At 44.0% G+C, this 15,424-nt stretch carries 19 protein-coding genes; 3 read left to right on the top strand and 16 right to left on the bottom strand.

The genetic code is table 11. The features are described 5' to 3' along the window. Nucleotides 1-55: 55 nt before the first annotated feature. A complete protein-coding gene (locus tag BM100_RS17740) occupies nt 56-604 on the bottom strand; it encodes a helix-turn-helix domain-containing protein (RefSeq protein WP_092513385.1) in 549 nt (182 codons plus the stop codon). A 118-nt stretch (nt 605-722) separates the two neighbouring features. On the opposite strand from BM100_RS17740, the gene BM100_RS17735 reads away from it, so the two are divergent. Both BM100_RS17735 and BM100_RS17730 read left to right on the top strand, forming a co-directional pair. Then, complete coding sequence (locus BM100_RS17735) at nt 723-1,385, top strand: AzlC family ABC transporter permease (RefSeq protein ID WP_092513383.1); 663 nt, start codon at nt 723-725, stop codon at nt 1,383-1,385. Further along, a complete protein-coding gene (locus BM100_RS17730; RefSeq protein ID WP_092513381.1) occupies nt 1,385-1,708 on the top strand; it encodes an AzlD domain-containing protein in 324 nt (107 codons plus the stop codon). Before BM100_RS17735 ends, BM100_RS17730 begins: the two co-directional genes overlap by 1 nt. A 132-nt stretch (nt 1,709-1,840) precedes the next feature. On the opposite strand, the gene gorA is transcribed toward BM100_RS17730, so the two are convergent. Then, entirely contained in the window at nt 1,841-3,193 is a 1,353-nt protein-coding gene (gene gorA, locus BM100_RS17725) for a glutathione-disulfide reductase (RefSeq protein ID WP_092513379.1), read from the bottom strand. A gap of 182 nt (nt 3,194-3,375) precedes the next feature. Then, nucleotides 3,376-4,218 (bottom strand): 23S rRNA (adenine(2030)-N(6))-methyltransferase RlmJ, encoded by an 843-nt coding sequence (locus tag BM100_RS17720; protein WP_092513377.1) that lies wholly within the window; start codon nt 4,216-4,218, stop codon nt 3,376-3,378. 371 nt (nt 4,219-4,589) lie between these two features. Between BM100_RS17720 and BM100_RS17715 the strand changes: the two genes are divergently transcribed. After that, nucleotides 4,590-5,390: a hypothetical protein gene (locus BM100_RS17715; protein ID WP_092513375.1), complete on the top strand. Its 801-nt coding sequence runs from the start codon at nt 4,590-4,592 to the stop codon at nt 5,388-5,390. Nucleotides 5,391-5,668: 278 nt separating this feature from the next. On the opposite strand, the gene BM100_RS17710 is transcribed toward BM100_RS17715, so the two are convergent. The 13 genes from BM100_RS17710 to BM100_RS17655 form a co-directional block, all read right to left on the bottom strand. Further along, on the bottom strand, nt 5,669-5,932 hold the full coding sequence (locus BM100_RS17710; protein ID WP_092513373.1) for a helix-turn-helix domain-containing protein: 264 nt from the start codon (nt 5,930-5,932) through the stop codon (nt 5,669-5,671). Between the two features lie 41 nt (nt 5,933-5,973). Then, nucleotides 5,974-6,168 (bottom strand): hypothetical protein, encoded by a 195-nt coding sequence (locus tag BM100_RS22700; protein ID WP_139216991.1) that lies wholly within the window; start codon nt 6,166-6,168, stop codon nt 5,974-5,976. Between the two features lie 34 nt (nt 6,169-6,202). Continuing rightward, nucleotides 6,203-7,864: a terminase large subunit gene (locus BM100_RS17705; protein WP_092513371.1), complete on the bottom strand. Its 1,662-nt coding sequence runs from the start codon at nt 7,862-7,864 to the stop codon at nt 6,203-6,205. Beyond that, nucleotides 7,861-8,214, bottom strand: a complete 354-nt coding sequence (locus tag BM100_RS17700; RefSeq protein WP_086954148.1) for a phage terminase small subunit P27 family — start codon at nt 8,212-8,214, stop codon at nt 7,861-7,863. Before BM100_RS17700 ends, BM100_RS17705 begins: the two co-directional genes overlap by 4 nt. A 126-nt stretch (nt 8,215-8,340) precedes the next feature. Next, nucleotides 8,341-8,775 (bottom strand): HNH endonuclease signature motif containing protein, encoded by a 435-nt coding sequence (locus tag BM100_RS17695; RefSeq protein ID WP_092513369.1) that lies wholly within the window; start codon nt 8,773-8,775, stop codon nt 8,341-8,343. Continuing rightward, a complete protein-coding gene (locus BM100_RS17690) occupies nt 8,775-9,077 on the bottom strand; it encodes a head-tail connector protein (protein ID WP_092513367.1) in 303 nt (100 codons plus the stop codon). The genes BM100_RS17695 and BM100_RS17690 overlap by 1 nt, the downstream gene beginning before the upstream one ends. Next, nucleotides 9,070-9,408 carry a phage head closure protein gene (locus BM100_RS17685; protein WP_092513365.1) on the bottom strand — a complete coding sequence of 113 codons (339 nt, stop codon included), beginning with the start codon at nt 9,406-9,408 and terminating at the stop codon, nt 9,070-9,072. Before BM100_RS17685 ends, BM100_RS17690 begins: the two co-directional genes overlap by 8 nt. Continuing rightward, nucleotides 9,405-10,622, bottom strand: coding sequence for a phage portal protein (locus BM100_RS17680; protein ID WP_420855329.1), 1,218 nt, complete (start codon nt 10,620-10,622; stop codon nt 9,405-9,407). Before BM100_RS17680 ends, BM100_RS17685 begins: the two co-directional genes overlap by 4 nt. 2 nt (nt 10,623-10,624) lie before the next feature. Beyond that, entirely contained in the window at nt 10,625-11,173 is a 549-nt protein-coding gene (locus BM100_RS17675; protein ID WP_092513360.1) for an HK97 family phage prohead protease, read from the bottom strand. A 43-nt stretch (nt 11,174-11,216) separates the two neighbouring features. Further along, complete coding sequence (locus tag BM100_RS17670; RefSeq protein ID WP_092513358.1) at nt 11,217-12,368, bottom strand: phage major capsid protein; 1,152 nt, start codon at nt 12,366-12,368, stop codon at nt 11,217-11,219. 157 nt (nt 12,369-12,525) lie between these two features. After that, entirely contained in the window at nt 12,526-12,909 is a 384-nt protein-coding gene (locus BM100_RS17665; RefSeq protein ID WP_092513356.1) for a hypothetical protein, read from the bottom strand. Between the two features lie 2 nt (nt 12,910-12,911). Then, nucleotides 12,912-14,132: a hypothetical protein gene (locus BM100_RS17660; protein WP_092513354.1), complete on the bottom strand. Its 1,221-nt coding sequence runs from the start codon at nt 14,130-14,132 to the stop codon at nt 12,912-12,914. 4 nt (nt 14,133-14,136) lie between these two features. After that, a complete protein-coding gene (locus BM100_RS17655; protein WP_244590679.1) occupies nt 14,137-14,868 on the bottom strand; it encodes an Hcp family type VI secretion system effector in 732 nt (243 codons plus the stop codon). Nucleotides 14,869-15,424 lie beyond the last annotated feature (556 nt).

The raw sequence follows: 15,424 nt of genomic DNA, 5'->3' as shown, positions 1-15,424 counted from the left end.
ATGGCCTCTTTACTGATAAGAGGCCAATTTCGCCAAGCTTGGCACACAGATCATGTTAATTCTGTTCGGCAACCAAAATGGCCAGCGTATCCGGCTCCAGTGCCTTAAAAATATGCTCCACATCCGCGGGATAACAGATATAGTCACCTTCCCCCAACTCAACTGGCGCTTCTGTCAAGCCAACCAACGCGCGGCCACGGGTGATGATGATGTGCTCCACAGAGCCAGGAGGATGTGGATGAGAAATTCGATCAGCGTTCGGTTCCGCCATCAATAAGTAAATATCACGCCGTGCGCCCGGTGGACAGGTTGCCAATAAAATCGCCTGAAAATTTGCCTGCTCCGCGACAACTTTCGTCCCTTCACCACACCGAATCACTTGCGTTTTGTTGCTCTGTGGCTCCAGCAGACGGGCAAAAGGAATATTCAGCGCCACACATAATGCCCAGAGTGTTTCCAAACTCGGATTGCCACTGCCAGCTTCGAGTTGTGACAAGGTGGATTTAGCAATCCCAGCGCGCCGGGCAACTTCTGTTAATGAAAGTCCGGCTCTTGCACGTTCACGAGCTAAACTTTTTGAGATTACACTGATTGGCTGCGTCATACCTCTACTCCAGTATTCATTAACTCAGTGTTCATTAAAAAGAACATAACGTTCGACTTGATGTAACCTTAAATTGTGTTCATTATAATGGAAAATTGTTCGATATGGATAAGGTTATATGTCTGCTCACTCTTTCTCCTGCCTGACAGGTGATATCAAAAAGGCGATATTTTTAGTCTGCCTGGCTGTCGGTGTAGTTGGTGTTTCCTATGGTTCATTGGCCATGGCATACGGTTTTCCCTTATGGGTTCCTCTGCTGCTTTCCACATTAGTCGTCGCAGGGGCATCAGAATTTATGTTTATCGGCATTGTCGCCAGCGGAGGCAATCCAATCGCCGCTGCTGTTGCTGGCTTACTGGTGAATGCCCGCCATTTCCCATTCGGATTAGCGGTACGCGAATTGGTTGGCAATCGCATAATGGGGTATTTGGGATGCCACATTATGAATGACGAAAGCGTCGTTTTCGGCCTGTCGCAGCAGACCCCCGATCAACGCAAAGCGGCTTATTGGTTATGCGGTATCGGCGTCGTGATATTTTGGCCACTTGGCGTCATTATTGGCTGCATGCTCGGTAAATTGCTTCCTGCGCCAGAAGCCATTGGCTTGGATGCCGTCTTCCCTGCGATTTTGCTGGCTTTGGTCATTCCATCACTCAAAAACAGAACGACACTGACTCGGGCTACAAGCGGTGCAGCCCTGTCACTTGCAGCCATTCCTTTTACCCCGGTGGGATTACCCGTCTTAATGTCATTGTTAGGATTATTGGCGAGGAAAAAATAATGGCGAGTGATACTTTAATCCTTATCGGCATCGCACTACTGTCAATCGGTACGTATTTGATGCGTCTCAGTGGGACAAAACTGGGCAATAGCCTGGCATTATCAGAACACAAACAAGCACTGCTTAAAGATTCAGCCACCACATTGTTATTCGCCGTAGCACTGGCAGCAACCTTCTACGAAGGTACACATTTTGCGGGAGTGGCGCGTGTATTGGGCGTTGCGGTTGCCATGATCCTTGCCTGGAAAAAAGCACCGTTGATTGTCGTGATTATGGTCGCAGCCAGTGTAACAGCACTACTGCGCTACGCGGGTATCAACTAATATTCAGCGAACATAACCCGTTAATATAAAAAAGCCGACTCGAACTTTTTAATGTTCGAACCGGCTCTTTTTTATCCATAAAATGGCCGTGATATTTTCTATCCCACGGCATTCTATATCATGACAGCGGCATTACCGCATCGTTACAAATTCTTCCGCCGCAGTCGGATGGATCGCAACCGTATTATCAAAATCCTTTTTCGTTGCTCCCATCTTCAGCGCAACAGCAAAACCTTGCAGGATCTCATCCATACCAAAGCCAATACCGTGGATACCGACAATTTTCTCGTTTGCTCCGGCACAAACCAATTTCATGCGGCACGGCTGACGGTGTTGTGTCACTGCGGTATACATGGCGGTAAATGAAGAGGTATAAACCTTAACCTGATCATCCCCATACTGTTCTTTTGCCTGTGGCTCCGTCAAACCCACTGTACCGATTGGTGGATGACTGAATACTACGCTCGGCACATTGGCATAATCCAAATGCTCTTCCGGTTTATTGTTAAACAGACGCTCTGACAAGCGACGACCCGCCGCAATCGCGACTGGCGTCAGTTCCACCGCACCGGTATTGTCACCAACAGCGTAGATCCCTTTCACATTGGTATTCTGATACTTATCGACCTGAATATAACCATTCTCATCCAGTTCAACGCCTGTAACAGACAGGTTCAGGTTATCCGTCATCGGTTCACGGCCAATTGCCCAGACCAACACATCAACCGTTTGCTCCCTGCCATCCTGCAACTGAATGGTTAAGCTGCCATCACTATTTTTAATCACAGCTTTTAAAAGTGCTTCCGTATGCAGTGTTGGCCCTTCGTTTTTAATCACTTCCAGCAACGTATCGACGATCATTGGATCGAAAGTGCGCAATGGCGCGTGCTTACGGACAAACAGATGTGTCTCACTGCCCAATGCATTTAAAACACCTGCGATTTCCACCGCAATATAACCAGCACCCACGACACCAACACGTTTTGGCAGCTCATCCAGTTCAAAGAAACCATCTGAATTGATGCCATATTCTGCGCCGGGGATCGCTGGACGCAATGGACGGCCGCCTGTGGCAACCAGAATATGATCCGCGGTGATCTTCTCGCCATTAACTTCAACAGTATGTGCATCAACAAAACGGGCAAATCCCTGAATAACATCCACCTTATTGTTATTCAATCCACGCTCATACGATTGATGGATACGGTCAATATAGGCGGTGCGGCTGGCTATCAATTTTTTCCAGTCAAAACGATTAACTGTGGTATCAAAACCATAATCAGGACCATATTGATGAATAGATTCCGCAATCTGGGCAGCGTGCCACATAACTTTCTTCGGTACACAACCCACATTAACACATGTTCCGCCCAATGCTTTTGCTTCAATCAGAGCACACTTCTGCCCATACATGGCTGCACGGTTAATAGAAGCAATGCCGCCACTGCCGCCACCAATTGCAATATAATCGTAATGTTTATTCATCTTAGGCAATTTCCGTCTAATCAATTAACTTACTGGGTAAAGTTCAACCTGGCGTTTATTATTGCAGAAAGTGACCATCAACTGTGGATGATTGTGGCTGTTATTGCCATAGGCCACAGCTATTAAGTCGCTACGTCCCGCTGAACTTTCCCATATTCAGGCACAATTTATTCAAGCGCCGTTTATTCAGGAACGATCCACTCGACTGAGGTATGCCCAGTACCTTCAGGAATCAGTACCTGCTGCAACCACGGCAACACCGCTTTCATCTGCTGTTCAAGCTTCCACGGCGGATTAATGACTATCATGCCTGATGCCGTCATACCGCGTTGATCACTGTCAGGACGCACGCCCAGCTCAATCTGCAAGATTTTGCGGATACCGGTTGCTTCTAGATCTTTGACTAAACGTTTAATCTGCTGACGCAGTACAACGGGATACCACAACGCATAAGTTCCGGTTGCAAAGCGCTTATATCCTTCCTGAATGCCCTGAACGACTTTTTGATAATCTGATTTCAATTCATAAGGAGGGTCGATCAGAATAAAACCCCGGCGACTTCTTGGTGGCAATTTGGATTTCAATTGCTGGTAGCCATCCTCCCGCAGAACACGGGTACGTCTGTCACGGGAAAATTCCGCACGCAATAGCGGAAAATCGCTGGGATGCAGTTCACTCAGATTCAGCTCATCATAATCCCGCAATAAATGGCGGGCGATCAGCGGAGAACCTGGATAATAGCGCAGAGAATTATTAGGATTCAGCGCCTTCACGGCATCCATATAAGCGGCCAACTCTTCGGGAATATCATCACGCTGCCAAATTCGGGCAATACCTTCCAGATACTCTCCCGTACGCTCTGCATGCTCCCCGCTCAATTGATAACGACCTGCGCCAGCGTGGGTATCCAGATACAGGAAAGGCTTTTCTTTTGTTTTAAGTGACTCAATGATCAGGCTTTGCACCGTGTGCTTCAGCACATCAGCATGGTTGCCGGCATGGAAGCTGTGACGATAACTTAACATTAATTTATTTCCAATTGATTTTTAATAAGTTTTAGTTTCACATAAGGCGAATAAATCAATTTATTACCCCACGAATTACCCCACAAATCATTGCACGAGCACTAAAACACAATAAAGCATAGTAACAAAGTAAGTGCTGTTATAGCATCTTAAAAAGCGTAAATGTAGGCTAAAGAGAACGTGAAGCGTGGGGAAACGGATTACCCCACAGGGAGAAAATGAGGCCAGAGTGCTAATCAATGGGTTTAATGCGTGACTAAATTCTGTTTTTAAGTCCATTTAATTGTCATACTTGAGTAAGTACCACTACTTATTTTAATATTCTGAATTAAAAATAAATTTCGATTTAATCTGATAAATTTGGGATAGCTATGCGATTTACTCATGACAAAAAAATCAGGAAGTCAATAATTAAACTATTTACACTTACAGAACAAGTTACCTTACTCAAAAGTTTTGCATTAGTAAAAAATGAAACATCCGATGATTTTACCGCTTGGATAAAATGGCTGGCCTATGAAAATATGGAATCTGTAAAACGAGCCACTCTATTTTTTATTATAATCGCCATTGCATTATATATAATGACCTCCAAAACTAATTGGTTAAATTACCTTTTCTTTATCTATTTATCCGTTTCCTTTTTGAGAATATTAGAACAAGCTAAAAACATCGGTTACAGTTATTCCATAGGTATAAAACTGTTTTTGTTCGCTCTCACTAACAGAATATTTTTCAAGCCTCGATCAGAACACAATTCTAGTAAACCGATAAATAAAAAAAGAAAAAAAATCCATATAGAGAAAAACCCTAAACTAAGAGAATTAATTATAAAAACGTTTACATTTAAAGAACAATTGGCTTTAATTAGAACTTTTTCTTTTGAAAGAGAAACAACTGATGGAAATTTTCTTGCCTGGATAATAATAGATTCCGATGCTTCTTTTTCATCATCAAGAATGATGCTAATTTGTATTTTTATTCTTTTTATAGTAAGCATAATACAACAGCCTGACGCAATATATTATATCTCTCTTATTTTTCTGATAGTTATGCTACCCATTAGCATATTAACTCCTATAATTTCAAATCACTGCATCACAGGTTATAAATTCATTACCTGCATAAAATTATCTTATTTTCAAATAAAAGTGAAACTTTCTAAATTATAGATCATTCTTATGATTAATTATGTTAAGTTAATCAGATAAATTACCTGATTAACTTATCTTGTGGCCTAAATACTATTTTCGTCTAATTGTAAATGAATGAACAATAATATACACAAGGCGGAGTTACCTAAGATACCATAATACATGCTGCTGCTTTTCTCCCCGACCAATACAGAACACAAAAAATCAAGAAATAAATATAAAGATACTTAGCCATGAGTATCAAATTATAATTACAAGTATCATTTTATCTCATGGCTGATTTCACTGAAATAGAACTATTCAATGGAAACTTTACGTACTGTCCGTTCAATAGGCTGACCATCGCCATCAAAATATCGACTAGGCCAAATCTCCGAAGGATGGATTCCGAGGTAATCAGCAATTATCCATTCGCCTTTAGGCCACGGACGGCTGAGAGTATTTGCCAGTGTAGATGAACTGAGTCCTGCTTCACGGGAAACAGCCGCTAAAGTTGTACCGCGCTTACGTAATGCAGCAATAATATCGGCTTGATGCCAGTCATTTCTAACGTTATTCATTCCTGCTACCCCTTCCATTAATTAATATTGATGGTGGCGATTCAGACAGGGTTCGCGGACCGGCGCTTACTCCGGCGAGGCATAGCCTCCCCTGCCTGAACCACCATAGAAGAGGCGATAGCAGGCACACTGGTAAAGATTCTTACCAGTGTATAAGCGCACAAGGCCGCGACGCCTTGACCATTGGTATTTGCCAATGGCAACGCCACTTTAACGAATTGTTTTATCTGGTTCAATAAGCGAATCAGTAAAACAGCTTAACTTTTTACGTTATATCCCATTGAACGCGTTCAGGCGCAGTTGCTGCTCTTTACTTAAGCTAAACGCAAATTCTTCATGCTCTACCTGCCATGTGCCAAAGCTCATCAAAAACGCAATTGCGGGGTCAATTTTGTTCGCAGATTTCTTCTTGTTTGGTTTAATATTGGCATTTGCATCGGTTTCCATCACCACATTGGACATTGCCCACGCGAGCACTGGATCGCCATTGTGACGAATGACTTTACGATTCACGAATACCTCAGCAGATTTAGCCACAGGACTAAAGCGCATATAGGTTTGCGGGAATGGTTCAACGTCCAGCCCTGCACCTTGTAATTGTGTACGCAGATGCGTGGCGTTCCATGTATCAAAACCCACCAGCTTGATATCAAACTGCTGACTGTCGTTGAGAATATCATCACGAATACGGTCATAATCAATACAGTCACCCGCAGTGGTACGTATCCAGCCCGCTTGTGCCCACTGCCGATAAACCGCCCGATTCTTATTGGCGGGGTTCTGCAATTGCGCTTCGGGTAAGTAATGGCGGGTCAGTAATAACAGTTCATTATCCACAGGGAACATGTAGCAAATACTGGTGATATCGCCTGTTGAAGATAAATCCAGTCCGGCGTAACACTCCAGCCCTTTGAGGTCGTTTTCATCATAATCGAGTTGGCAGGCTTTCCACGCGCCTTCCCCCATCCACGGCGTTTCACCCTGACACCAGATATTAAAACGTTTGGTTAGCATTTCCGTCCATTGGGAGGGAATGCCCCGCGCTTTCTGGATAGTGTCATGCAAAGCGGCACTGTCTACGGATACATTCAGATTGGGATTGGCTTTAATCCAAAGGGATTCATCATCAATCTCGTGCTCGTCATCCAATTCGTAAATCAGGGCAAACAACGATTCGTTTTGTTCTTCACCATCCAATATCTGACAGCAATAATCATAATGCTGCTTACAGGCCGAAATAACATTACTGCCCGCTGTGGTAATGGCAAACAGAATACCTTCGGGACGGGCACCCATTCCCAGCTCCAGTGCAGAGTAAACCGCATTATCAGGGTGTAAGTGATATTCATCGACAATCGCCAGACTGGGGTTTGTACCCTCAATCGTGGCAGCTTTGGCGGCCAGCGGTTTTAACAGGCTGTTAGTTTTCGGATAAGTGATTTTGTGTTGCTGAATAGTCACCCGTTTTTTGAGTGGTTTAGATAACAGGCTCATTTGGCGGGCATCATCAAATACAATCCGCGCCTGATCACGGCTCACAGCGGCAGTGTAAATATCCTGCTGCCCTTGTTCCATTACCAAAAACCAGTTAGCCAATATCGCAGCCACCGTCGATTTCGCATTTTTGCGTGGTACTTGGATATAAGCACTGCGATATTTTCGGCGTCCGGTCGCTTTCACTTTGAAGCCGAACAGATTCGCAAAGGCGAATTGTTGCCACGGCTCAAGAATGATAGGTTTACCGCGCAAATGGCCTTTGACATGGGGACAGACACGGGAAAAGACAATAAAACGCTCGACTATTGCCGAATCAAACACATAAAGCGGGTTATTCAGGTCATTATAGTAGCGTTTCACAGCCTGTTTTACCCGTTTACAGGCCGGAATTTTGTCGTTTTCGATATCAAATGCGTACTGTTCCCATGCGTTCATAAGCGATCCAGCTCGTCTTCTTCCTCGGTTTCCACCGGATTTTTACGCCGTGATACGGGGTCAAAACCCAGCAATGACGACATTTTTATCATGATTTTTTCAGCATCGGCTTTAGCGCTCAATGACGGATTTCGGCTCTCGCTGCCCTGACTGTTAACGATGCTAAAGCCCCTGATATCAAGGTCTGCCACCGCTTTTCGGTAAATGGCATAGTTCACGCAATACAGTTCTAAATTGTTCCAGTCAGCGGCATTCAGGTCTTCTCGCTCACTTAAAATTTTACCTTTGGCCTTCCATTGACTGGCAGCGATATCATTAAGGTAGGTTGGCGGTTTTGGCGCTCTTGCCATGATTTTTTTCCTTGTTGTTTTATTTTCAAAAAAAGTACCGTGCGCAAAAATTGAAGGAGGGGGCGGTTCCGCTGGGAGGGACATTTGTCATTTTTGATACCCCCACCCCGTTATTTCGTTTCGTTATTATTCTTTTGATAACCAGTCACGATACCTTGCCGCTGCGGTTTCCTGCTGCCGATAGATCCCCTGTTTGCGCTTTGCTTTGGTTATGGGGTCAGTCTGTACGGTCTTACGGTTATGGCAGGTCTGGCATAATGCTTGATGATTGGAGGCAGGCCAGAACAGCACATCAGCGTTACCCTGTATCGGGATAATGTGATCTACAATTATTGCAAACGTATAGATATTGGCTTTCAGGCAAATCACACATAACGGATTAGCTTTCAGGTAGTGCAGCCGATAGCGTCCCCATCGATTACTATAGCCGCGCTGGGTTCGGGTGCCGCGTTGCTTATCCTGCGCTCGTCTGGCTTCCCGTTGGTGCTGCTCACAGCGGCCTGATTTCACCCGCTCACGGCAATTCGGATAGCTACAGCGCTTTAATGGCTGCCACGGCATCAGTAAATTCCCACGTCACGATAGACAGACCATAATGATTTAATGGTGAACGGGACTTCTTTAAGCTCAATGTCCGTTGCCATTTCCCGATTTTCATACAGCAAGCCGATATAAAGCAGACAACCCACCTTGATTGCTGGCGTGAAAACCAGACCATTATCAAACCGCTTATCGATATGTTGCTGGCAGACTTCCAGTGCGGCTTCGGCGTAAGCCATTAATAACGCATCATCAAGGGCATCGCTTTCATCAATCCGACAGTGTTGTTTTATTTCATTTAGGGGAATTTCAATATTAGGCATATTTCACGCCCCCCTTGCAAAGCAGTTCCAGACGGGAGTGTTTCGGATCAGGAATAACGGCAACGATGCCAAAGGTCTTGCCGTGGGTGCTGGCACCTTGATAGACAATGCGGTTTGTTGTGGTGATATCATCACGGTAACGTAGCCAGATACGCACCGTGGCTTCGGATAACACGGCACCAGAAGCCACCAGTTCCCGGCCACTAATTGCGATGACTTCCGCCCAAACATCGGCAACATCTTCCCAATTGTTTATCACTCCACCAAACTTATCCCGTGTACTTTTGTTTTTTTGAAGGGTGATCCGGTGTCTCAATCTGCCTGCTCTCATTCCTTGTTCTCCGTTTGTTTTTTCACTTCTACGGTTTGCTTCCATGTCTGACTGAATTCATCACCACCGTCACGGGGCGATAAACCCTCGCGTTCGCGGGCTTCGTTCGGTGACATGACACCGGATTTAATCGCCGTCTCATAACTCTGGAAACGTTCTTTCGGGTTGGCGCGCAGCAAATCGGCAGTATCAAATTCCACCTGATAACGAATCCCCCGTTTTGGCGAGGTCATCAGCAAGGCGGCTTTGATTTGCTGCTCAAAGTTGGCAAGCCACGGGCGCATGGTGATAGTCAGAAAGGCGCGAGATGCCTCGCTAAAGTTACTGTAGGTGCTGTTTGAATACTCTTGCAGAAAGATCGGGCTGACATTGAACATACGGGCGATATCATCAATGGTGAAGCGACGGGAGGCCAGCCATTCGGCATCTTGGTTACTCATGCCTAATTGCTGGTATTCCATCCCGCCTTCAAGGATCGGCGTTTTTCCGGCATTACGCGCACCTTTATAACGTTCGAGGGCTTCCAGTGCTTTGTTTCCCTTGATTCCGTCCAGCCAGTCAGCGGCTTTAATCACCCCCGCCGCCATCATGCCATCTTTCATAATGCTTGCGCCGTGGCGTTGTTGTGCCAGCCCCAAGCCCAGTGTTTCACGGCAAACTGTGACAGGCGAGCGCCCAAGAAAGCCGTCTTCGGTGGCATAACGCAGATGCAGCACTTCTTCTTGTAAATAGGTTTTTACCTTGCTGCTATAAGGCTCGGTGATGGTGTAGGCGAACCGGTGATCAGATAATCGTTGTGGTACAACCGCTGACGGCGGGTAAGGGTGTAATGACTGTGGCTGACCATCCCGCCCCCAGACAATCACCGCATACGCATTGCCATTCAATAAGCAATGACGCATCAGGGTTCGCTTAAACTGGTACGGTGTTTGGCAGTCATTCGGGCATTCATTCAGCAAGTAATCAACGGGGTGATCGCTCAACCATTCGCGGGATTCCTTGCCGTTCTGGTGCGCAACCCGATAGAGGTAGCAAGGCATGGAGGCCACCGCTTCACTAATCACGGTAACGGCGTTCATCACAGCGGGTAAGCCTTCCGCTGTAGACGGAGAAACATGCTCGCCCGATTTAGTATTAGCCATGCCTGCCAGAGAAAGAAATTCATCCAGCGTCATGCTGCGGGTTTCAGGGGCTTTGCGTGTAAAAGGCCACATCATTACACCTCAGACAGTTGCAGCCAGTAATGACGCAAGTCCACAGGGCAGGGCTTAGCGGCATTCAGTGAGCGTTTGGCAATCTCTATGCCACTTTCAGGATAGGCGGGTAAGCTGGTGATCGTAATTTCCCGTAATTCGGCTTCTAATACGGTTCTGATATAGGGTGTCTGATTGGTATCCCACTCATCTTTAATGGCACGAAAACCAAAGGACATCCCTTGTATATCGCCCCGTTCAACCAACGTGAGTACATCGTGCCCCAATTGAGTATCTGGCGGGGTTAGTTCGAAACGTAATCCGGTGGCATCTTCGCTAAGTCGCAACGTGCCGGACGTGGTACGGCCTAACAGGTTTATCGGGTCATGCTCGTACAACGCCCTGATATCAGTCCCTGCCGCTAAACTGGCATTAAACGCATTCGGGGCAAACTGTTCGATAAATTCATCCCACAGCACGTGTGATCGGCTGTTCCACTTAATCACATAGCCTGTCAGCGTCTTATTGCTGGCAGAAAGTGAGGCGGTGCGGATTTCAAAATCATTCTTCATTGATGGACTCCAAGACTTGGAAAGGGGCGCAACCCCCTTCTGCTTAGTTGCTGGACGCTTTCACTTCCAGTACCTTAATTGCGTTGGAATCCACCAGCCCGCCACCCAGATATTTATCGGTATGTACCTTATAAAATCCCGGCTCAGTGATATTGTCAGGACGGGTACGAATGCCGGTTTCATGATCAACAATGAAATAGCCACGCTTGAAGTCACCCAGACCGATCACACCCTCCGGCATAAATTCGAGGTAGTGGACAGGCAAGCCCAGCAGCATATCCGGATCACCCGCTTGCAAGCGTTCCCGCCAGATATAATCGCCATTGCCATTTTTCAGTTTTTGTACTTGGGCGGCAGTTGTGGAATTCATCACCCAGACGGCATTTTTACGGTATTTGTTTTTGAGTAAGAATTTCAGGTCAATCAGGTTATCCGCTGAAAGCGCGGTAACTTCCAATTTTTGTAATGTACCAAACGCGCGAATCTTATCAGCTTGGGTATCACGGGGATAAGACAGGAAGCCTTTCGCTTTTTTACTGCCGTCACCGCTGACGAGATCCGTTTCTTCGGTATCAATGAATGTGTCGGCAATTTCGGAAGTCAGCCAACCTAAGATATCCACGTCGCTAAAGTCGATAATCTCTTGGGTTGTTTTAGGATAGGCGTAGATGGGAAACAGCTTAATGCTGACCTCCTCCATCTTCGGCGTGGCAGTCTCACTGCGTGCTTTGCTTTCCTCTCCGTGTGCCACGGCTGCACCACCGACTGAAACTAACTGTTTGTATTCGTTACTGCGTGTGGTCTTAATTGTACAAATCCGGCGCATGACTGACTCATCAGTCAGTTGTTGCATGATTTGTTTGTTCAGTTCAGGAATAACGGTATAGCCACCCTCAGACGGAACACTCGTGGATAGGGAGCGGGTTTCACCTGTCAGAACATAGTGGCGCAGTTCATCATTGCTGAGTTTTTCACGGGTTGGCTGGATTTCTGCCTGATTGCGTTCTTCATTCGCCAGTGATTCATAACGGGCAATTTCAGTATTCAGCGTGTCAGACTGGCTGCGAAATTCGTCGAACTGTTTGGCTTCGTCGATATTGAGTGAGCGTTTTTCGTTTTCGGCTTTGGTGAGAAGAGAACGCATTTGTTGGGTTAAATCGGATTTTTGTTGGCGTAATTCGAGTAATTTTTTCATGGTGTTTTGTAGTTAATTTATTTTTTCAATAAATCTTTTAACATCATGAAAAACAATAATAAATAGTTCTTATTATGTTGGGCGAGCATACAAGTAATGAGAGGATAATATTTTAAAATAAATAATGACGATTTAGATCGCCATTATTTACTGATTGTTATTCATTCACTTTTATAGTGTATGTCTTTTCAAATTCATTTGCCCCATTCAGCATTGTTCCATAAATTCCACCTGCTACCTTTATTCGTATTTCTCCGGCATGTGTAGGAGTTCCTTGTATTTTAATACGACTATAATCCTTTGCTGTTATTGGTTTTACAGGGACAGTATAGTCACTAGGAGTCCATGTTAAACCTGAATTTGAAGGTGTTATCTCTGCAAAAAAGCTAATATCTATAACGCCTGGTATTTTTATTAACTCATTATATGGCTGACCAACCTTAGCATTTTTTAGATAATCCCCATGAGGATAGATATGGACAGTTTGCTTTGAACAAGCGGAAACAAATAAAAAAGATATAATTAAAAACAATCTACCCATATTTATTTTATTGGTTTGAAAACCAACCCTCCAAATGTATGCTTAAGAAAATAATTCAAATCATTTCCTCCTTTAACTTGTTGATAAATTTTACCCCAAGAAAACATATTTAAATTAACCATATTATCATTATTTACATCATCTAAATTTATTGGTATTCCTTTTGAGCTAACTTCGCCTTCCCATACAACCCAGTGGTTTTTCATTGAAGTGTCACCATAGATACTATCTAGCATTCCGGCAGATATTAAACTTACAACTCTATATCCTTTTTTTATATATTGATTTAACTTTATTATATCGTTCACATTACTATGTGAGAATACACTTATATTGTCAAAAACCTTCTCATACCCTGCTTTTTCAAACCATTCTGTTAATTTTTCCCACATTGTAATACCTGCTACTTCATCATCTACCTCATCGTAGCTAAAAATCATATTTTCTGAATCTCTTAGACTCGCTAATGTTACCCAATCTAAACCTAAAATTGTTTGATATTCGCCACGAGGAGATGTCTTATAAAATGAACCCTTCGGATGTCGACAACCCTCACCTGGTTTTATTTCCAACTGACCGATTTTAGTTCGTCCATATTGCCATAACTCACGGGCAGCCTGCTCATAAATATCAGGCCTGTCTATTTGCAAACAATAGAAAAAAGCGGCAGGGCCACACAGACTAGCACCACGTTGATCCGGATAAGTGCTTTTAGATAGTCTACCTTGAATTTCCGATTCAATTTTGTTTTTCTCGAACGGATCTTTTTCATGACCAATGGGATATTCTTTCGCAATAAAAGGTCGTTCAGGAATGGTGATTTTTAATTCGACGGTATTATCCCCGTCGCTGACCGGTTTTGTTTCAACCGTACTTTCAAAATAACAGGCATTTTCCCGTTTTTTCTCCGAACAGGCTTTACCAGATGTTAATTCACCGAGTGTATACATTTTCTTAAAATGGGTTTGCAGTGCCGGAAATATATTTGAGCCATGTTTGCGGTGAAGCATAATTTGCATGATATAAATTACAGAAAGATCGTCGTCTGTTTCCTGCGTGATATGCTGTTGAGTTTCATAATTACTCTGTAGTTTCTCCTGAAAAACATCAAGCAATACATGGAAATTGCCTTTTGCATCCTTACGATAAATGGTTAAGTCATAAAGCAGGTTTTCAACAGGTACGTTGGATTCTATTTTTGTCTGAACGGTATAGGTTGGCATGGTATTAATCCTTTAAAATATGAAAAATAAGGTTCTTTTTGTCATCCGTGAGATGCCATTGGGTAAAACCCTGTTTATCAGTCGTCCCTGTTTTTATCTGGCCATCCGGCAGGCAAACCCGATATTTACGCTCAATTAAAAGATTGCCTTCATCATCCGTACAACGATAGCGCGCATGGTGTTGTGAATTTTTCACCGGTTCCTCATTAACCAGTGGCTTAATATTAGAGAATCCGGATAAAAGTGGTTTTGCTTCTTCACGCCCCGCTAATTGTGAAATGCTGTAGCCCGAAGTTCCTGCGGCGATGTGGTTACATGAAATGGATTTGTAATCGAGCATTACAACTTCATGCGGTATTGCTCCGTTGTCATTGATTGAATGCGGATAATTATAGGAAATATCCACAATAGTGGCACTGGTCAACTTAATTTCATAAAAGAACTCCAGTTGCCCCATCTGGCTTGTCCTGTAATGCACAAAACTGGCATCCAGCAATTCGTTTCCGTCGATTGCCATCGCTAACAGGGGAGAGGATTTATCAATGGGTTTCACAAAGCTAACAGGTTGATGATTGACGTTCTGGTCACGGCTCATCGAATGATTCAGGCTCAATACCTGTATTTGATCTTCACGCCCTTTTTGATACCGATTTCCAATTGATTCAGGCGTTGAACAGCCTGCTGAAATTAAACCCTGCTTCTTGCCCTTTAACGACAAGTAAATGATGTGTGACATTCTTGTCTCCTGTAACAGCACTTCTGATAAATGCGTAATGAAACAGGATATAACAGAATTATTTATCTATACCAGTGTGAATAAAAGTCCATCAATGAAATTGTGATTAACTTCTATTCTTAAATAAAATCAGATGATTACATCATTTTAATTTGAGGTAGTACCAGAAAATAAAAACCGGATTGAGTACGGTATTTGCTTCTGATTTCATTTGCCTGCCAGAAGCCCCCCTGAAAATCTTTTTCACCCCCTTAGTTATGCACCCTCTGCACAATCCCCTGAAAGCCTTACTACATCTGGGTTTGATGCAATTAATATGATATTCACTGACTGTATCATCTGTTCACCCACTTTTTACACTCATGAAGAGAATGTAGAGTTGATGTATAGCTAAAAAATAACTATACATCTATTATTTTCTTTTAAATACAGACAGATAATTGAAGTGATGTATGAAATGCAGACCTAAAGCCCAAAGTTTTATATAGGCGATTTAAAATCTCGACACTCAGGCACTGAGGGTAGCCATTCTTCGGCCTCTTCCGATAACTCAACG

Source organism: Xenorhabdus mauleonii (assembly GCF_900113945.1).
GTDB classification, from domain to species: Bacteria; Pseudomonadota; Gammaproteobacteria; order Enterobacterales; family Enterobacteriaceae; genus Xenorhabdus; species Xenorhabdus mauleonii.
This window is presented reverse-complemented; position numbering and strand designations above follow the sequence as displayed.